Here is an 18876-nt window from a genome sequence, read left to right as displayed (position 1 = left end):
AGCCAGTCACACATGCCTCTTTTCCATTAAATGAATACCAATTCCAGTCATCATGACACCCATTAGCAATAATATACTGATTGGAAATAATAAATCTTCCACTGGATAACCATAAACGGCTACACCATTTAACACTTCCATCCCATACGTAATAGGAACGATTTTTGATAAAAATAACATAAACTGGGATTGAACAATTTCAATTGGCCAGTAAGCCCCGCCAATCATTGCCATACTCACGGCCACAATTGGAATCACCGCATTAAATTGCTGCACTGTTTTTACCAAGCCTGTTATCAAAATGGAAAGGGCTACAATTGCAAAAACATATGGAATAATCACCAGCAGCGAATCAATAAACCTTCCATGAAAATTAACACCAACCCAATAACGAAATACCAGAAATACAATTGCCACCTGCAGATAACCTGTAATAAACGTATAGACGAAATTTGCTGTATACATCTCCCACTTTCGAACTGGTGATAATATAACCCTATCCCAAATACCATCCTTCTTTTCTGTCAAGATGTAAAAGACATTGTAGGCAATCGTATAAATTACAAAAAACAGTGTAAACCCGAATAACGTATGGAATGTGTTATCAATAATAACCGCATTTGATCCACGGAAATTGTTTGACTGAATACCAAATACCGGTTCATCTAAAGCTGCTTTCAAGTCATCCATAACCTGATCTTTTTCACTCGGTGTTGTTGCATCTGTCTCGGCAAAAATTTGATTGTATTGCGCTTTTTTATTATACGCTTCCCGTATTGTTTGCTGAACCAGCCTAGTATTTTGCGATGAAACCCCAACAATTACATTAAATTCATTTTCCTGGAGTTCTACACCAACCTCTGCTTTTCCACTTGAAATCTGCTCCATCATCTCTTCTTCAGAATGCCATTTAAAAGAATATGCATTAGATTCATCTAACATTTCACCTACCATCGATTCACGGACCGAATCATCAGCTGCATAAAGCGGAACACTGACTGTTGTAAAGTTTCCGGATCCTCCTAGAATAAGGGCAAACCCAACCGACATGACAATCATAATTAAAAACGTCCATGGATTTCGCATAAACATTTTTATTTTTGCTAAGAAAATACCTTTCATGCCGATTGCCCCCTCTTTGGAAAACTAAGTGCCGCAATCACAACAATCGTAACTGCAAAAATAGAAAGGAAAAAAACATGCTCCCAGATCGAAGAAATTGGATCGCCTCTAAGCACACTAAGATAAGCTGTCATCCCGGCACCATTAGGCGTTAAGTTACCCATAAATTGAATCGTTTTAGAAGTATCACCAATTGGAAAAAAACTGCCCCCTAAAAAGGCAATAATCGTAATGACAATCGATTGAAAAAAGTTCGTTACTAATTCCGAATTAATCCGATAACTAATAGCAGTAAGCAAAACGGACAACCCTCCAACCGCTATTGCCAGACCAAATGTAACAATTAAGAATGCTAGAATACTCGGCCAAGCTACCCCAAAGAGAATCCATGACACACCAAACACAATTAATAAATGAAGAAAGCCAAATACAGTACCAGCAATTAGCACACCTGAAAAATAAACCCATCTTGATACGTTGGCCAAAATAATTCGGTTGAAAACGTGGAGTCTTTTTTCAAGAAAGGCATAGGAACCTATTGTGGATGCAAGAAAAAGAACATTCATGACAGCCATTCCAACTGCATAATATTTCTTAGCTGTCACAGGCTGAGTCTGATCAATCGTCGTTATTTCACCAGAAATCGCTTCTGTATCAACCTGAATTGCTTCCATCGAAATACCTTTCTCACCAACAAAGCTTGTTAGCGTTAATTGTTCCTGAAACTGCTCTAAAACCTCTAAAATAATCGTTGACCCTAGTTGTTTCCCTTCGTTACGTGATACGGTTAATGAAGGTTCGGAATTCCTCATGCCAAAGAAATTTTGAAGTGTGTGATATGTGAAATTTTCGGGAACCTCAATAACTGCAGTATAGGAATCATCATTTAGCATTTTTTCGCGTTCAGAAGGCTTAGCACTTTCCAGTTGTATTAATTCCTTTAAGCCTTCACTTCCAAAAACGGATTCTTTTAATAGTTTAATAGGAACTAGCTCTCCTGTTGCCGCTTGAATTGCTTCCACTCTTTCCGGAGGCGCTCCGCTGTTTTTGATATCATTTATAAACCGGTTAACCTGTTCCATTTCATCTCCATGCTCAATAATGGCAACCTTGGCATCAATTGTAACTTCTTCACCATTCATAACATTCCCAAGCGCTGCACCTAAAATTGCAATCAGGATAATTGGGAGGCCAAGCAGCAGAAGCAACTGTTGAGGATTACGCACCAGAGTCAACCCTATTTTTTTCACAATTTGCCAGATCATTAAATCCTCTCCTCCTTAGTCCCGCAGTGCTCTTCCGGTAAGATGCAGGAACACATCCTCCAATGTTGCCTCCTGAACATCAACAGAATTCAATTCAATTTCAGCTTCTTCTGCATACTTCAAAATTGTACCGAACGCTTTTGTTTCTTTTGGCACGATTATTGTCACAGCTCTCTCACCTTCCGTGACACTATTTATCGTTGCGTCATTTCGAAGTAAATGAACAAAAACTTCATTTATCCGGTCAGACTTGATTTCAATCGTTTTTTCTGCTGAAAGAATTCGTTTAATTTCCTCATTCGTTCCAGATGCAATAAGGTTCCCCTGGTCCATAATATAAATACGGTCACAAAGGAATTCCACTTCTTCCATATAGTGACTTGTATACAATACAGTCATCTCTTTCTCACGGTTAAGCCGTTTCACTGTCTCCAGGATATAGTTTCTCGATTGTGGATCTATCCCTACTGTTGGTTCATCCATGATGATTAACTCTGGATTGTGCAGTAGCGCTACACCAATATTAAGACGCCGCTTCATGCCCCCAGAAAACTTTTTAACTACATTCTTACGCCGGTCTGATAAGCCGATCAGCTCCAGCACCTCATCAATTTTCTGCTTCAGTTCCTCACCTGACAGCCGATAAATCCTGCCAAAAAACTGTAAATTCTCTTCTGCAGTTAAATCATCATATAAGGCAATCTCCTGTGGTACCATGCCAATCACATCCCGAATTGGCCCGGGGCTTTTAATAATACTGGAACTCTTAAACCGCACATCACCTGTTGTCGGTTCAACCAAGGACGACAATATGGAAATTGCCGTTGATTTCCCAGCACCATTTGGTCCCAGCAAACCTACAATTTCACCTTTTTCAATAAACATATTCAAATTTTTCACAGCATAAAATTGTTTAAATTTCTTGGATAAATCAACTAACTCAAGCATCGTATCTTCCTCCTCTTACATTATTGTACGATGTCTGGCCACCATCGCATACTGTCTCAAGTCACTAATAGTTATCATAAGAGGATGACCTGCGTCACTTTTATCGTTTTTCTGTTGATGTTTCATGTTTTCCTGTCGATGTGCACGCTATCTGTTAATATTCGCTCCCTTCTGTGATGCATTACCTCCTCTACACCACATAAAAAACTCCCCACTCGCGCAGGAAGTTTACTAGCCTATATCATGTTTTACCGCAAAGATAGCCAGTTGTGTGCGGTCGCGCAGCCCTGTTTTTTGCAGTATTTGTGTGATGTTGTTTTTCACGGTACCGATCGATAAATATAGATCTCCTGAAATTTCTTTGTTTGTTTTTCCTTCGCCCACCAAACGTGTTATCGTTAATTCCCTTGATGTCAGATCAACATTAACTGCAGCATTGTACGATGTTGAACGTTCCAATAAACGCGGCATCACTTTTGCAGCTACTTCTTCATGAATTGTTAAACCTCCGCTCATACAACTGTAAACAGCAGCAATTAATTTAGTCGATTCTGATGTTTTTAATAAAAATCCATTTGCTCCTTCTTTTAACGCTTGAAGAGCATATTCATCGTCATTAAACGTTGTCAAAATCAGGATTTTAACCTCTGGCCATTGCTTTTTAATCTTTCTTGTCGCTTCAATTCCATTGACCACAGGCATCCGTACATCCATCATGATAAAATCGACCATATGTTTTTTTAGAATATCCAAAGCATGCTGACCATTATCCGCTTCATGGGTTACTGTAATATTGTCGTCCTGTTCTAAGATAACCTTCAGCCCCTGCCTGACAATCGCCTGATCTTCAACTAACAGCACACGAATCATTACGCTTCCCCCTCATTCACAGGAATCGTTCCCAATACAACAAATTTTTCTTCTGTTTGATAAACGAATAGTGTTCCATTAACTTCTTCCACTCGGTTTTTCATATTCGATAGACCGAATCCAAATTCGAACGGGTCTGCATCATAAATCTTATTCAATACTTCCAATGAAATGGATCCTGTGGCTGCCCTGCCCAAATTAATATGTACTTCCTTTGATTGTGCATGGCGCATCGCATTGGTTAATGCCTCCTGTATGACCCGATATAAAACAACACTTTTATCATTGGAAAGTGGAACTGACAGAACCCCTTGCCTGATGGTGAACTGAACTTGGATGTTACTTTCTGCTTCAAGTTTACGAATCAAATGGACAACCGTAGCCAAACCTTCATGTTCCTCACTTTGCAAAGCCTTTACAGCTTGTCTTGTCTGATCAAGACTACCCTGTGCCATTTCCTTTAATTCACTATATTCCGCTGCATTGTTTTGAATAGACAACATTTCCAATTTCATAATTAAAGCCGTTAATCGATGTCCTACCGAATCATGGATATCCCGGGCAATTTTCGTACGCTCTTCAAGACGGGCGTCCCTTTCCGCCACCAGGTTCATCCTTTTTAATTTACGATACTCACCTGACATCTGTTCATACATTTCGTGTTGCTCATTTTTTTCCAAATACAATCGGTTAACCGCGGCTACCATGAAGTAAAAGAAACTGGATAGAATAATTAATTCAACCACACTATTATTAAAATAAACAACCATCATCATGGATAATGCCAAGTTAAAGATTAAATAGATTGTCAAAGGCTTTTCCTTATGGCGATACACAGCAATAATTGCAAGATATAATAATAATAAAATCGAGTATGTAACTTCATTTGCCAACATAATTCCATGAGTAAAAATGATTACAGACAGACTAATGTAAAGAAGAAGCAATTCTTTCCGGATAGACAAAAAGAAAAATAATCCTAATGCAAGTGCTGCAATTAACAGGCTAATAGGTTGATTTTCACTATACCTGAAGATCAGCAAGGACCAAAGCCCACAAAATATACCAAACCGTGCCCAAAAAATGCTCACTCAATTATCACCTGCCCTATAAAAAAAGACTAGCAGAATTCTATTAATTTGGAAATAACTTCTTTAATAGTGTATCTTTATACTATAATAATAGTAATTTAAAAAAAGGAGCAATTATATGAAGCATACATATTTTCTCACAGGCTATCCTGGTTTCCTTGCATCTAACTTAGTTAAGCAGCTTCTCCATGATCATCAGCAGGACATCAAACAAATCTACTTATTAGTATTGCCCTCCCTCCAGAACACAGCTACCCAAGAAATTATCAGACTGGCAAAAAATAACGGACATGATCCCGGCATGTTTTCCATTGTAACCGGCGATATCACAAAGCCCACCCTCGCACTTGATCATGATATAAACCGCGAGATACAGGAGTCGGTTACCCATGTCTTTCATCTTGCAGCCGTTTACGACCTGGCAGTACCTAAAGATATTGCATATCAAGTAAATGTCGATGGAACAGAAAACATAAACAATTGGGTAAAGACGTTGGGAAATCTCGAGCGATATACTTATTTTAGTACGGCATATGTGGCGGGAATGCGTGAAGGAAAGATATATGAAGATGAGTTAGTAGCAGGGCAATCATTTAAAAATCATTATGAAGAAACGAAATATCATGCAGAAGTTTTAGTCGAGGATCTTAAGCAATCTGTTCCGACTACTATAATCAGGCCCGGTATTGTTAAAGGGCATTCAAAGACTGGAGAAACCTCCAAATTTGACGGCATATATTTTATGCTTAATTTACTTGATCATATAAGTTTTCTTCCATTCACGCCATATATGAGCGATGGTAAACCTGAAGGAAACTTTGTACCATCTGATTATGTATTACGCGCCACAAGTTATCTTGCAATCACACCTGCCGGCAAAGGAAAAACATATCATCTGACTGATCCAAATCCTTACACAATGCATGAGTTACAGAAGATACTCGCCGAGGCTTACTTAGGAAAAACACCAAAAGGTACAATTCCTGTATCTTGGGTAAAAAGTTCTCTATCAGCTGCTCCAGTGCGGAAGTGGCTTCAAGTCGAGCTGGAAGCAATGGATTATTTCACAATTAATGCATCATTTGACTGTTCATCAGCAGTAGCGGATTTAGAAGGATCAGGGATTGTTTGTCCTGACCTGAAGGACACTGTTGAACCAATGGTTGAGTTTTATCGAAAATACAGGCATGACCGAAGCAAGCACATACAAATTAACTAAACTGACTAATTTACAGATTTATGAGAATATTGGCCCATTTCCTAAAAATTACCACATTTCTGATTCCTTTTATAGTATACTATTTGGGACAGGTTATGCAGGGTGGCTTCAATTAAGAAGTGGTGGAAGAGTTTTTCTCTTATTACTTGGCGGCTTCAAATCCCCGATGAAAGGGGTTGAGCGAGTGATTCCAGTTGACAGTGCTCTTGAGCTGATGTTAATGTTTGCCACACTCGTATTACTGATCGTCAACAGTAGCCACGGAAAAAAGTAATCACCCTGTCGTCTGCGTAATTGTGGGATAATTACTTTTTTCGTTCCATAAACGGAGTCGCCGTGCCTTGCGGATAACTGTCAGAGCCGCAAGTTGCAGCTTGCGGCTCACTAAATTCCCCCCGAAAAAAACAACCAATTTAATAATATTTCAGTCCAATCAAATTTATTCACTTTTTTAAAAATAACACCAAAACAAATTTTTTAAATAGGTCATAAGTTTCTATTTCAATTGCTGGAAATACAGATTGATACTTTTGTCTTAATAAAATAGTATCACATCACACTTCCTCAGTCATCATAAATATTCCAAAATTTTCTTCCACTCTTCTACTTTCCCCTTAAAGGTCTTCGTATAACGTCCGGGAATTGGACTGGTCGAAGGCAATTTTATAACATCAACTCCACTAACAGTAAAATTTTTCTTGAAGGTTTCATAAGATCTACCCCCATTACATGCTATCAGGCAAATTCCAGGATATTGGTTCAACAACCCAATAATATCATTCGGTTTCTCATCCACAATATTAGCGTCAAGACTCCCTTCCCGATAGCAGTGACCTATTGTATCCCATAAAGCAAGCTGCTTATGCTTTACAAATGTGATTTTTTCATCGTAGTCAGATGTTGGCTCTTGATCAAAAAGTTCAAAAAGAATATCCCAAAAATGGTTGCGGGGATTCCCATAATACTCTTCTTTTTCCAAAGAAATACCGCCTGGCATGGAACCCAGGATAAGAACTTTAGGGTTTGCGGGAAGCACTGGTGCAAATGATGTTAATTTTACAGCCACTATACGGATTCTCCTTTCAGTTTATATTACCTTTATTAGATAACTCTAATCATCTTATGATTTATATTAAATCAAACGGGGAACAAATAACATATATAGCTACTCTTAGAAAGAAGGTATCAAAATGAAAGCAATTGTAATAAACGAATACGGATCTGCTAACCAGTTGACTGAGGAAGAGGTTCCAAAACCAGTTATAGCTGATGATCAGGTATTAGTAGAACTTCATGCAACATCAATTAATCCAATCGATTGGAAACTGCGTGAAGGTTACTTAAAAGAAAAATTCCCGTTTGATTTCCCCATTATCTTAGGCTGGGATGCTGCCGGAGTTGTTAGTGAAGTTGGCCATAGTGTATCAAACTTCTCCGTTGGCGACCGTGTTTTTGCACGTCCCGCTACAACCAAAAATGGAACTTACGCTGAATACACCGCTGTCGATAAAAATCTGCTAGCAAAAATACCGGAGAATGTATCATTTGAAGAGGCTGCTGCAGTTCCACTTACCGGACTTACTGCATGGCAATGTCTGGTCGATAGTTGCGACATTAAATCTGACGACAAAGTCTTAATACATGCAGGCTCAGGAGGTGTCGGAAGTTTTGCCATCCAAATTGCCAAAAGTTTCGGCGCCCATGTTGCATCAACTGCGAGTGGAAAAAATGAAGGTTTCCTCAAAGAATTAGGAGTGGATCAATTCATAAATTATCAGATGAAAAACTTTGAAGAAGAGCTTACTGACTTCGACGTTGTGCTTGATACAATGGGGGGCGGAATTCAAAAGAAAAGCTATGATGTCTTAAAAGAAGGCGGAAAACTTGTATCTATAGCAGAACCACCAGATGAAAGCCTCGCTGAATCAAAAGGAGTTAAAGCAAGCTTTCATTGGTTAGAGCCTGATGGCAAACAGTTGGCCAAGCTTGGCGAATTGATGGAACAAGGAGAAATGAAAGCACATATTGGCCATACGTTCCAACTTACAGAAGACGAAATGCGCGAAGCCCATAAACTAAGTGAGACACACCATGCAAAAGGAAAAATCGTGATAAAAATAAAGTAGAGATGGAATTAGAGAACCTGTGAGGATTTCGCAGGTTTTTTTAATGGGAAACCTAAAAGCAGACCATGATCCTGATGCGCTACCCATTTTTACTAAGAACTGCAACATCTATTCAAATAAGATTAACATACCTAAGGAAATTTTGATGCATCATGCATAGAATAATGTATTCCATATAGTTTTTCCTATATCAAAATGCTTTTGGGAGCATAAAAGCTGGCTTTCTCTACACTAAGGGAAAGCCAGCTTTATTATGTTCACTAACTAAAAATAATAAATAGGTGGTGCTATAGTTTTACAAGACAATAGTTATATTTACTATACTCTTGGAAAACTCAGCTACCCAGACCCCATTAATCAATTCAACAAGGATAGCGATGATAATTATCACAATACTAGACTAACCCCCTAAAAGTAACTGAAAAAGGGCTAATCTATCAGATGATTTGTCCTTTACGTATTTTGAAGTCCTCCATATGCTGTAGAGATAGATGCAAAGGAGGTGAAATTATATGGGACGTAGTAATAATAATAATGTTCGTTCAGATTTTGACACAGATAACTGTGTATGCAGAACATTACGTGATATTTTAGCTGCTCAAGATGAAAACAATGGTAATGGTTGTACTACTAGTTGTGCAAGATTTGCGTTAAGTCCTGCCAGCAATGGGCCAACTACAATTCCTTTTGTTCTGACAACAAAAGCAAACACTTTATTCTATGCATTTGGTAACATTGCATCTGGTACTGGTTCTGCAAATGATTGCTTCATCAGTGTATATTTCAAAGTAAGAGCGGTGGATGATGATTGTTGTGCGGTATTGGAAATATTAGAACCTAACAGTTCAAGGGCTATTCAGGCTGGTAATGAATGTTGTGTACCTTTGGAGCAGGTTTGTGATCCATCTTCATTATCATTAATGTCGACAGGCCAGTGTGTGACAGTCGACCTTAACTGTATTTGTTCTGTTCAATGTTTCGATCCATCTGTTGTATCTAATGGCTAACAAAAATAATGAGGAAATAAAATTCTACCAACAATACCTTTAGCTCAGGTTCTCCCCCCTGAGCTTTTGGTTTACCCACTGTCAAACAATCTAGGTGATCCCATTTTATGAATAAATAACCGTAATCTAGTCAAGTTTATCATTTTCTCTACCTTAGTGAATATAACTAGAACATTTAAGCTTATATACAAATACGGAGGGAGTGATCCCCCTGTTCCCCCTTCCATAAGAGGTCCTAAAAAAGGCTAATCTACCAGATGATTTGTCCTTTACGTTTTTTGAAGACCTCCATATGCTATAGAGATAGAAGTAAGGGAGGTGAAATTATATGGGATGTGGTTGTAATAGCAACAATGATGTTAGCTTTGAGACAGATAACTGTGCATGCAGAACATTACGAGATATTTTAGCCGCCCAGGATGCAAACAATGGTAATGGCTGCACTACAAGTTGCGCAAGATTCGCATTAAGCCCTGCCAGCAATGGCCCCTCAACAATTCCTTTTGTTCTGACAACAAAAGCAAACACTTTATTTTATGCATTTGGTAATATTACGTCGTCTGGTACTGGTTCTGCGAATGACTGCTTCATTAGTGTATATTTCAAAGTAAGAGCGGTGGATGAAGATTGTTGTGCGGTACTGGAAATATTGGAACCTAACAACTCAAGGTCTATTCAAACTGGGAACGAATGTTGTGTACCTCTGGAGGAAGTTTGTGATCCAGATCCATTAACATTAACGACAACTGGCCAATGTGTGACAGTTGACCTTAACTGTATTTGCTCAGTTCAATGTTTCGATCCATCAGTTGTATCTAATAATTAACAATTTAACATGAAAATGTCGTCCAATAAACGATGCTTTTAAGCTCAGGCTACCCCCTGAGCTTATTTGTCCGTGATCTGGTAATTCGATTCTATAGATAAATAGCCTTAATAAGGTCTAGTTCAATTTTAATAACTGTACCAGAGCGTTTAAGCTTTTCATTAGGTCAGTTCCAGAACAAATAGGATTACCTTTATGATCTATTATATTATTATGTTTGGGTTTTGGTTCCTAAAAATTAATAGTAAGCAAGCAAATATGTAATTCTTAACAACTATAACTGCGTGTGCTTCCGTTATATCATACCTAACAACCAACTCTTATGATTCGACATATTCTGCCACATCATTACTCCTAACCACTTTTTACAGTTTATAGACAAAAATCTATTAAATGATCTAACTTTTATTTAGCCTTTCACACATTTATCTCAAATCTATTTTTTTGCCCAAGCATCCCCTTTTCTACCTCCATATAGTACTAAAAGGGAGGTGAAATCATGACCGAATTAGTATTGTATTCACTTATCTTTGGATTGTTCCTAGGAGGGATGGTAGTTTTCAGACTGCTAATGCAACACCAAATAAACCAAGTCCTTAAAGCTTTAGATGTTGATAGGAAACCAGAAAAGGAAACCGAAAAAGTTCGTCCAACCACAAATCCTTCCTTTATTTTACAGGAATCCACAGAACGCCTAAAAGACTAGAGTTTCCAAAGCTTACTCCTGCAGTTCATTTTTCAAACCACTGCCACTCAAACATTCATTAATTAGAAAGGAGGTGTGGCAATGATCCAACTATTATATTTTGTTCTAACTTTGGGGTTGTTCCTATTTGGAATGTATCTTGTAAGAACTGGACTTTTCAACCTATCAGCCGATAAATTAAAACACTGGTTAGCAACTCTAACTGATGCCCCCTGGAAAGGTCTTATATTGGGAACAGTAGTAACGGCTATTTTACAAAGTAGTTCTGCTGTATCAATTATTGTAATTGGACTAGTTGCCGGACAAATGCTCAAATTTTCTCAAGCGATTGGAATTATTTTAGGAGCAAATATCGGAACTACGATCACCACCGAAATAATTGCATTAGATATTGAGTCTATGATAATTCCAATGGCAATTATTGGAGCAATTTTCATGCTCATAAAAAGAAGCAATATATTCCGCAATACTGGGATGGCATTAATCGGACTATCTGCCGTATTTGGGGCAATGTGGGGATTTAAGACGTTAGCAGCCCCATTAACGCAAATGGCGTATATCGATCAATTGTTTCTTACTTTAGATAGCAGCTTATTACTTGCTGTTATCGCAGGAGCTATCATATGCGCGATTATTCAGTCAAGCACAGCCACTACAGGGATTACAATGGGGTTCATTGCTACAGGATCCTTAAATTTAGATACCGCTGTAGCCATTGTTCTTGGGGCAAATATCGGCACATGTGTTGATGCATGGCTTGCCTCCATTGGAGCTGGAAGAGAAGCAAAGCTTACTGCCTGGTCTCATATTTGGATAAATGTCCTAGGGGTCATCGCCTTCTTCCCATTTATAGGGATTCTCGCTAATCTAGGAACGATGCTGGCAGATCAGCCGGCTGTCCAAGTTGCGCATATAAGTGTTATCTTTAATATCGCTTGTTCAATAATTGCACTTCCATTCACAAATAAATTAGCAAACCTCATTACAAAAATTCATGACCGTAAGAATGCAGTTGCCTAACCTTCCTTTATCCCTAGAACAAAAGCGCAAGTGCCTGTTCAGCGCCGTATGGACTGGACTGACCCGTGTGAGATAAAGGATACACGAAGAGCGTAAGCGATTCGATGTTGACTTATCGTAGACACGGGGAGGGAAGTCCACTAGGCGCTAGGCGCTGGCCGGTGAGAACGCCACGTCCTGTGGCGTCACCGGCACTAGTACGTCCTGTACGTCGGAGCTGGACGTCGCTGATTCTGATGTCCAGTTACTCATAGCACTTAAATTTTATAATTTTCTATACAATTAAAAGCATCTCCTTAGCGAGGAGATGTTTTTTTAAACATATTGTTGCATGACAAAACACACAAAGGAGGTATAACAATGATTTTCATACTTTCATTTTTTCTATTTCTGGGGGGACTTATCTATGGAATGTATCTGTTACGATTTGGGCTGCTTAACCTGTCAACTAATACGTTTAGAAAATGGCTAATAAACTTAACAGATACTTACTGGAAGGGCTTACTATTGGGTACCTTTATTTCAGTATTTTTCCAAAATGGTTCTATCGTAATGGTTATCACTGTTGGATTAGTTGCAGCAAGAATGCTCAGCTTTCCTCAATCCTTTGGAGTTATCTTAGGAGCAAATATTGGCTCGACAATAAAGATAGAATTAATCACCACTCACTTTCAAGGATATGTCGTTCTGTTAGCCTTTATTGGAGCGATTCTATGTCTTATAAAGAATAGGAACTCAATTAGCATTGGTTACGCACTCATGGGGATATCACTTTTGTTTGGGGCATTATGGGGATTTGAAATGATCGGTCCTCCTATAAGTGGGCTTAAGTATGTAAGTAATATGTTCCTGAATGCAGACCATAATAAGTTCTTTTCTATTTTAACTGGCACTACCTTTACTGCAATTGTCCAATCGGTTAATGTGCTTAACGGAATTACGGTAGACTTTCTTTCGATTGGGGGCATCGACTTATCTGCTGGGGTCGCCTTTATTCTTGGGGGGAATATGGGGGCATGTGTTACTGTGCTGCTAGCTACTATTGGTTCCGGAAAAAAAGCCTGGCTTACTGCTTTTGCCTACACATGGCTGAATGTATTAGGAGTTGCTCTTTTCTACCCACTTATCGATATACTTGCCTCAATAGGAATCAACTTATCAGCCCATCCAGATATACAGCTTGCACATATAAATATTATCTTTAATGTAATTCTCTCCCTAGTCGTCCTTCCTTTTTCAAATCAATTCGTAAAGCTTATACAAAAAATTCATAAACAGATTACTTAATCTGCTCTATAATAGTTAGCTGTTATCATTCTACCTTTTGCAATCAAAAACAGGCTGTACAGCGCTCCTCCACAGCCTGAAAACAGCTTACTTATTTTCATGTACTTCTTTGTTCCCCTGAATTTCAACTTTAATTTTTCTTACTCGTCGACCAACAACTTCTTCAGCACTTATCTTTAAATTTTGATAAGTAAAAGAATCTCCTTCTGCGGGAATTGCTCCAAGCTTTTCCATAATCCATCCCCCTAATGCAAAATAGGAACTTCTCGGTAAGGATACATGCATCATTTCAGCGAAATCATCTAAGTGGTACTGAGCATCAAAAATATAGATCTTTTTATCTATTTGAGATACTAAATCCAACTGATCTTCATTTTCATCCAAAATTTCACCAACAATTTCCTCTAAGATATCTTCCAGAGTTACAATACCTGCAGTTCCTCCAAATTCATTTATAACAATTGCTAAAGGCATTTTATTTTTCTGCAGTTGTGGTAAAAGAGTTGAAATCTTCATTGACTCTGCTACAAACAGTGGCTTTCTTAGTAACCCTTTTATGTTTACGTCTTTATACTTTAATAAGTCAGTCAGAAATTCTTTCTCCGTTATAAATCCTATAATGTTATCAATGTTTCCTTCATAAACAGGAATTCGTGAAAAACGCTCTTTTAAAAAAACATTTTTAATTTCTTCAATGGTCAGTCTACTATCAATCGCAACCATATCCATACGCGGGGTTAGTATTTCTCTTACAAAGGTCTCATCCAGGTCCATTGACCGATGGATTAATTGCCTTTCCATTTTATCAATAACCCCCTCTTCCTCACTTATACCAAGAATAATTCTTATTTCATCTTCTGTGATGAATGGAAAGTTGTTTTTCTTTGAAATGAAACGCGAGACAAAAAATACTTTAAATTTGAGGAAAAAGAAATTTATGGGGGTTAGGAACTTAATTAATATATATAACACATTGGATATAGCAAGTGAATAGGATTCTGCATGTTCCTTTGCTAACGATTTAGGGAGAATTTCTCCAAAGATCAATATCAATATCGTCATTATTACTGTACTTACTACTACTCCTGTATTCCCACCAATTAATTCAGTGGATATTTTCGCTGATATACTTGCAGCAGCTATGTTTACAATGTTATTTCCAACTAAAATAGTAGAAAGAGTCTGATCAAAATTGTCACTTCTAACAAGATGAAGAGCCATTTTACTCCCTCGTCTTCCTTCATTCACAAATTTTTTCAATCTAACTTCATTCACACTTGAAAAAGCCGTTTCAGAAGACGAAAAGAATGCAGAAAGGATAATTAGTGAAATTAACAGTATTATTAAATTTACAGATATCACTTCAAAAACTCACCCCCGTCAATCATCTGATTTCTATTTGAAATACGGTGTTACTTGTACATATCTTTAACAAGTATATACTGTAGTTTAGAGTAAGTAAGTACATCTAATTGAAGGTCGCTTCAGAATACTTGGCTTTCATCAAAAGAATTCTTAGGAGGCGTATTTAGCTTTTACTTAAAACCCATCTTTATGGGGAATCATTTGTAGTAATAAAGCATTTTATCCCCTGGTAAAAATAAACTACCCTTCTCCTGTTCAGGAAAAAGATAGTATAGCTGCTCTTCCTATCTCGTATTACTCCAACATAAACTCAATCATATCAATTCGATCACCGATTGCTACAAAGGTGCTGCCAGAACTGTTGGAGAAATAGGCAAGGCCTGTTTTTTCATCATACTTTACAAATGTCTCAACTCCTGATACATCTTCTCCATTCATCATTAATTCTCTTACAGCTGTGCCCGGTGGGGTTTCTGACAATAGTTCACTTAAAGGATTAGACAATTTAAGACCCTCCTTTACTTTTAGATACTATACTATATTTCAATCCAATAGCTTTTGTATGTGCATTTACTGGAGTATGTCTTAAAATGTGCACTTGCTGAATGCAATGTAAAGGAAAGTATTAAAGAACACATAATAGGATTGTTAGGAAAATGGGGAAGACATAATTAATCTAGTATATTAAAAATATCACAAACATGCGGAAATCCTTGGTTAATTAGGGGGCGACGAAACACCATCAAATTAGTGATATATTTGTAATAGAAGACGGGACCCGTGATAAGTTTTACAGTTTTTTCATAGGCAACCAAACAAGCAGATCAACGTTCAAGTGCATAAATTAACATGAATTAGTATAAATTTGGAGCGGTGGTATGCTATGAAAATCCCTACTTTACTGGCAGGACCAATTATTCGTCGGGTTGAACCTCAAAATGTCTATATTTGGTTGGTTACTAGCAAAGATTTTGCTATAGAAGCAGCCCTTTATCAAAATGATTTTGATGAAGAAATCAGAACATATACAGAAACAAAGAGAATTCATGTCGGTACAAACATGTATTTTCATTTAATTAACATTTCTCCATTTGGCGATGCATTTCCAACTGATTCTTTAATTGGGTACAATCTTTTCTTTACAAATAAGGATGAAACATTAGATTTGGGTAGTTTCAATCTTCTTTCCACCGATAACCCAAACAGTATTGTTTACGGTGACCTTAAGTACCCGTCCTTTTTCATTCAGCATAATTGCCCTTGCAATATCTTATATGGTTCATGCCGAAAACCGCATGGAAAGGGTAATGACGTACTCGCAAGTGCAGACGAAACCATTCAGGAAGATTATTTGAATTTAACGGTCCGACCAAGTTCATTATTTCTAATGGGAGACCAGATTTATGCAGATGATGTCGCAGATCCCCTATTTTTTCTAATATCTAGCTGGTCAAATCGATTAATCAGTGAAGAAAAGAAAAACATTGCTGATATTGACCCACGCTTAAATTCACAAACATTCTATCCGGATAAACTTCATGCCAGACAATATATCATGGATAAATTTGCCGCATTCACATCCGGAAATGCCGACAACCATCTCATTCGACTAGGTGAATATTTCGTAATGTACTTAATGACTCTTGGCCCTGCCCTTTGGGATAATACAGAAATACCATTATTTGAAGAACTCATTGAAGATAACGAATACTATTTTATGTATACGGAAAAAAATCAGAAGCAACGAGCAAAAGAATTGAAAAAACATCAAGCCAGATATTATGAACAATTAAAAGATCTTCTTACTTTTACAAAAACATTACCTCAAATCAGACGCGTACTTGCTAACACTCCAACATACATGATTTTTGACGACCACGATATTACCGATGATTGGAACCTTTCGCTGGATTGGAAAGAAAATGTGTGGAATGCCCCTTTGGGAAGGCATGTAATCGCTCATGGTTTAACTGCCTATTGGTTATTCCAGGGATGGGGAAACGACCCCAAGGCTTTTGATGGGAACTTCACCAAGTTACTCGCATACCATACTGGAATATTTACCAAAAGGTCATATTTTGATGAAGAATGGATCAAAATACTTTGGGATTCTCGCTTCTGGAATTTCGTCACACCTACCAATCCAAAGGCTATTTTTCTAGATATACGGACATCACGCGATTTCGATCTTGCACCACAACCAATTCGAATTGGAAACATTATTGATGAAGGAACAAATGCACCACATTTAATTGGAAAAGATGGATGGAAAACCGTATCCAATACGTTACTCAAAAGTGGTTGGGCCACAGCGGAACCTTTGATTATCGTATCCCCTACACCACTGTATGGAATAGGTATCGTCGAATCCGCTTTAAACCGCTATGTCTATCCACTGCGTATATTAGGCCTTCCAATCAAATATACAGCTGATTTTGAGGCATGGAAATATAACGGAACAGGATTCAATAGCTTTCTCCAGCAAATCATGGCCTGGAATCCAAGTCAATGCTATGTTTTATCAGGTGATGTCCATTACGCGGGCGCAATCAGATCCCGAGTTGAATTTAGCGATTCGGAGCAAATTACGATCAACCAATTCACTAGCAGCCCGATCCGTAATATGAGCTTCTCAGGATTATGGGGGTTCCTCTTGAAAATTTTCGTTTGGTTTAATTCGCTTAAGAGGAGAAAGCGTTCGATTAAGAGATGTTGTGATAATACAGGTAACCTAATAATGGGGCGAGGTGATTCTGATAACGTAAAATGGAATGAAAATATTGAATACCTGTCTTCCAAAGGAGGAAAAATCATTATAACCGACAATAATCTTGGCCTGCTTACAGTAAATGGTCAATCTGCAGCAAACAAATTGCTGAAACACGAACAGGAAGTTATATTCAAGGCCTAAGTAAATATAGTTTAACTCTCACTCTAATCTAATAGGATAAAACCTGCTTAACTCTTCTAGCAAACGTTTAATTTTTTATGGTTAAAGTAACTTCTCCAACTCACATCAAAATTAATACTTCTATCAAACGTCTTGTTCGTAAAATTCCTCATCCCCGAGTCTGTCTGTCTTTAATTGCCAGATAAAAAGCTCAAGTGATCTGGCGTTGACCCAGTTTGTCCCCCAAACATCGTCATTCTCAAGCATTGTGCCTAACAGCCAAATTCTTCTCGCGGTTATGAATAGTGGCAAACTTTTCAAATCATCCAAAGCGAAGTTCCGCTTCGCCAAATATCCCTGTAAAAATGCCTCCCAGCATTCAGCTTCAAGGTTTTTGTAATTATTTTTCAAATTCCACCAAGAAACGGCAACATCATACGCCCGGTACCCCATTGCACAACAATCGAAGTCGAATACTTCAATTGCACCACCATGAATATGCATGTTGTGATTATGAAAGTCACCATGACAAAATCCTATTTCCAGATTAAGCTCAGCTAAATCTGCTTTAATATTTTCAACAACGATTTGCAGCGTTTCCTCTTCCTCATTTCCGAGGTGTTTTTTCAATATCGGTGAGATGATAGCTGCCGGTTCATCCAGCAAATGTTTCGTATCCAACGAAAAACCTCGCTCATAATTAGAAGTAAGCTTGTCCGATTTCGCATGAAGCATACCAAGTGTCTCGCCAATAATTTGTGAATTATCAACGTTAATTTGCGGACGTTCTCCACTTGAATAAGAAAATAACACACCATAACGTAATCCCTCAGGTGCTTTTACCTCTGTCAAATAGTTGCCATCTCTCTTTTTAATCGGAAAAGAAACCCTACAACCATGCAAACAGTTAATCGCATCCAACTCAAACAAGATAGCTTCTTTATCCCGCCAGTCAGCACGATAAAGCCTATAGATATAGGACTCATTTTCAGTCGTAATGAGATATGTGTCATTTAATCCACGTGCTAAAAAATCACACTGAATAGCTTTTATATTATATTCATTGAAAATTTGTATGATTGAATCTGTGTTGATTAGTGAATGTTTTACCTGAATATCCAACGTCCCAATCCT

General features: G+C 37.9%; 18 protein-coding genes. 9 read left to right on the top strand and 9 right to left on the bottom strand.

Annotation, left to right across the window (positions count from 1 at the left end; genetic code table 11):
* Positions 1-6: 6 nt before the first annotated feature.
* From ACE1TG_RS03495 to ACE1TG_RS03475, 5 genes are all read right to left on the bottom strand, one after another.
* Positions 7-1122 carry an ABC transporter permease gene (locus tag ACE1TG_RS03495; protein WP_375050969.1) on the bottom strand — a complete coding sequence of 372 codons (1116 nt, stop codon included), beginning with the start codon at positions 1120-1122 and terminating at the stop codon, positions 7-9.
* The gene (locus ACE1TG_RS03490; RefSeq protein WP_375050968.1) at positions 1119-2387 is read right to left on the bottom strand and encodes an ABC transporter permease; all 1269 of its coding nucleotides are present in this window, start codon (positions 2385-2387) and stop codon (positions 1119-1121) included. The genes ACE1TG_RS03495 and ACE1TG_RS03490 overlap by 4 nt, the downstream gene beginning before the upstream one ends.
* 15 nt (positions 2388-2402) lie before the next feature.
* Positions 2403-3335, bottom strand: coding sequence for an ABC transporter ATP-binding protein (locus ACE1TG_RS03485; RefSeq protein ID WP_375050967.1), 933 nt, complete (start codon positions 3333-3335; stop codon positions 2403-2405).
* Between the two features lie 231 nt (positions 3336-3566).
* The gene (locus tag ACE1TG_RS03480) at positions 3567-4205 is read right to left on the bottom strand and encodes a response regulator transcription factor (protein WP_375050966.1); all 639 of its coding nucleotides are present in this window, start codon (positions 4203-4205) and stop codon (positions 3567-3569) included.
* Positions 4205-5296 carry a sensor histidine kinase gene (locus ACE1TG_RS03475; RefSeq protein ID WP_375050965.1) on the bottom strand — a complete coding sequence of 364 codons (1092 nt, stop codon included), beginning with the start codon at positions 5294-5296 and terminating at the stop codon, positions 4205-4207. The genes ACE1TG_RS03480 and ACE1TG_RS03475 overlap by 1 nt, the downstream gene beginning before the upstream one ends.
* Positions 5297-5414: 118 nt before the next feature.
* On the opposite strand from ACE1TG_RS03475, the gene ACE1TG_RS03470 reads away from it, so the two are divergent.
* Both ACE1TG_RS03470 and ACE1TG_RS03465 read left to right on the top strand, forming a co-directional pair.
* Positions 5415-6515 (top strand): SDR family oxidoreductase, encoded by a 1101-nt coding sequence (locus tag ACE1TG_RS03470; RefSeq protein WP_375050964.1) that lies wholly within the window; start codon positions 5415-5417, stop codon positions 6513-6515.
* A complete protein-coding gene (locus ACE1TG_RS03465) occupies positions 6484-6789 on the top strand; it encodes a hypothetical protein (protein ID WP_375050963.1) in 306 nt (101 codons plus the stop codon). Before ACE1TG_RS03470 ends, ACE1TG_RS03465 begins: the two co-directional genes overlap by 32 nt.
* A 297-nt stretch (positions 6790-7086) precedes the next feature.
* Here ACE1TG_RS03465 and ACE1TG_RS03460 read toward each other — a convergent pair whose 3' ends face one another.
* Positions 7087-7581 (bottom strand): DNA-deoxyinosine glycosylase, encoded by a 495-nt coding sequence (locus ACE1TG_RS03460; protein WP_375050962.1) that lies wholly within the window; start codon positions 7579-7581, stop codon positions 7087-7089.
* A 124-nt stretch (positions 7582-7705) separates the two neighbouring features.
* Here ACE1TG_RS03460 and ACE1TG_RS03455 point away from each other — a divergent pair, with 124 nt between their 5' ends.
* The 6 genes from ACE1TG_RS03455 to ACE1TG_RS03430 all read left to right on the top strand — a co-directional run bounded on the left by ACE1TG_RS03455 (position 7706) and on the right by ACE1TG_RS03430 (position 13487).
* Positions 7706-8641, top strand: coding sequence for an NADP-dependent oxidoreductase (locus tag ACE1TG_RS03455; RefSeq protein ID WP_375050961.1), 936 nt, complete (start codon positions 7706-7708; stop codon positions 8639-8641).
* Between the two features lie 512 nt (positions 8642-9153).
* Positions 9154-9648 (top strand): CotY/CotZ family spore coat protein, encoded by a 495-nt coding sequence (locus tag ACE1TG_RS03450; RefSeq protein WP_375050960.1) that lies wholly within the window; start codon positions 9154-9156, stop codon positions 9646-9648.
* A gap of 328 nt (positions 9649-9976) precedes the next feature.
* A complete protein-coding gene (locus tag ACE1TG_RS03445) occupies positions 9977-10474 on the top strand; it encodes a CotY/CotZ family spore coat protein (RefSeq protein ID WP_375050959.1) in 498 nt (165 codons plus the stop codon).
* A 499-nt stretch (positions 10475-10973) separates the two neighbouring features.
* Positions 10974-11180 (top strand): hypothetical protein, encoded by a 207-nt coding sequence (locus tag ACE1TG_RS03440; RefSeq protein WP_375050958.1) that lies wholly within the window; start codon positions 10974-10976, stop codon positions 11178-11180.
* An 81-nt stretch (positions 11181-11261) separates the two neighbouring features.
* Positions 11262-12200 carry a Na/Pi symporter gene (locus tag ACE1TG_RS03435; protein ID WP_375050957.1) on the top strand — a complete coding sequence of 313 codons (939 nt, stop codon included), beginning with the start codon at positions 11262-11264 and terminating at the stop codon, positions 12198-12200.
* Positions 12201-12560: 360 nt separating this feature from the next.
* Positions 12561-13487: a Na/Pi symporter gene (locus ACE1TG_RS03430; protein ID WP_375050956.1), complete on the top strand. Its 927-nt coding sequence runs from the start codon at positions 12561-12563 to the stop codon at positions 13485-13487.
* An 87-nt stretch (positions 13488-13574) separates the two neighbouring features.
* Here ACE1TG_RS03430 and ACE1TG_RS03425 read toward each other — a convergent pair whose 3' ends face one another.
* Positions 13575-14849 (bottom strand): hemolysin family protein, encoded by a 1275-nt coding sequence (locus tag ACE1TG_RS03425; protein ID WP_375050955.1) that lies wholly within the window; start codon positions 14847-14849, stop codon positions 13575-13577.
* A gap of 297 nt (positions 14850-15146) precedes the next feature.
* Positions 15147-15356: a hypothetical protein gene (locus ACE1TG_RS03420; protein WP_375050954.1), complete on the bottom strand. Its 210-nt coding sequence runs from the start codon at positions 15354-15356 to the stop codon at positions 15147-15149.
* 379 nt (positions 15357-15735) lie between these two features.
* Between ACE1TG_RS03420 and ACE1TG_RS03415 the strand changes: the two genes are divergently transcribed.
* A complete protein-coding gene (locus ACE1TG_RS03415; protein ID WP_375050953.1) occupies positions 15736-17763 on the top strand; it encodes a metallophosphoesterase family protein in 2028 nt (675 codons plus the stop codon).
* Between the two features lie 123 nt (positions 17764-17886).
* Here the strand turns inward: ACE1TG_RS03415 and ACE1TG_RS03410 are convergent, their stop codons facing one another.
* Complete coding sequence (locus ACE1TG_RS03410; protein WP_375050952.1) at positions 17887-18864, bottom strand: phosphotransferase enzyme family protein; 978 nt, start codon at positions 18862-18864, stop codon at positions 17887-17889.
* Between the last annotated feature and the right edge of the window lie 12 nt (positions 18865-18876).

The sequence above is a fragment of the Virgibacillus sp. JSM 102003 genome, from assembly GCF_041949995.1.
Classification (GTDB): domain Bacteria; phylum Bacillota; class Bacilli; order Bacillales; family Amphibacillaceae; genus Lentibacillus.
This window is presented reverse-complemented; position numbering and strand designations above follow the sequence as displayed.

Bases quoted from the DNA above. Each gene is read 5' to 3' on its own strand.
- ACE1TG_RS03495 (WP_375050969.1), bottom strand. From the start codon at position 1,122: ATGAAAGGTATTTTCTTAGCAAAAATAAAAATGTTTATGCGAAATCCA.
- ACE1TG_RS03490 (WP_375050968.1), bottom strand. From the start codon at position 2,387: ATGATCTGGCAAATTGTGAAAAAAATAGGGTTGACTCTGGTGCGTAAT.
- ACE1TG_RS03485 (WP_375050967.1), bottom strand. From the start codon at position 3,335: ATGCTTGAGTTAGTTGATTTATCCAAGAAATTTAAACAATTTTATGCT.
- ACE1TG_RS03480 (WP_375050966.1), bottom strand. From the start codon at position 4,205: ATGATTCGTGTGCTGTTAGTTGAAGATCAGGCGATTGTCAGGCAGGGG.
- ACE1TG_RS03470 (WP_375050964.1), top strand. From the start codon at position 5,415: ATGAAGCATACATATTTTCTCACAGGCTATCCTGGTTTCCTTGCATCT.
- ACE1TG_RS03465 (WP_375050963.1), top strand. From the start codon at position 6,484: ATGACCGAAGCAAGCACATACAAATTAACTAAACTGACTAATTTACAG.
- ACE1TG_RS03455 (WP_375050961.1), top strand. From the start codon at position 7,706: ATGAAAGCAATTGTAATAAACGAATACGGATCTGCTAACCAGTTGACT.
- ACE1TG_RS03450 (WP_375050960.1), top strand. From the start codon at position 9,154: ATGGGACGTAGTAATAATAATAATGTTCGTTCAGATTTTGACACAGAT.
- ACE1TG_RS03445 (WP_375050959.1), top strand. From the start codon at position 9,977: ATGGGATGTGGTTGTAATAGCAACAATGATGTTAGCTTTGAGACAGAT.
- ACE1TG_RS03440 (WP_375050958.1), top strand. From the start codon at position 10,974: ATGACCGAATTAGTATTGTATTCACTTATCTTTGGATTGTTCCTAGGA.
- ACE1TG_RS03435 (WP_375050957.1), top strand. From the start codon at position 11,262: ATGATCCAACTATTATATTTTGTTCTAACTTTGGGGTTGTTCCTATTT.
- ACE1TG_RS03430 (WP_375050956.1), top strand. From the start codon at position 12,561: ATGATTTTCATACTTTCATTTTTTCTATTTCTGGGGGGACTTATCTAT.
- ACE1TG_RS03415 (WP_375050953.1), top strand. From the start codon at position 15,736: ATGAAAATCCCTACTTTACTGGCAGGACCAATTATTCGTCGGGTTGAA.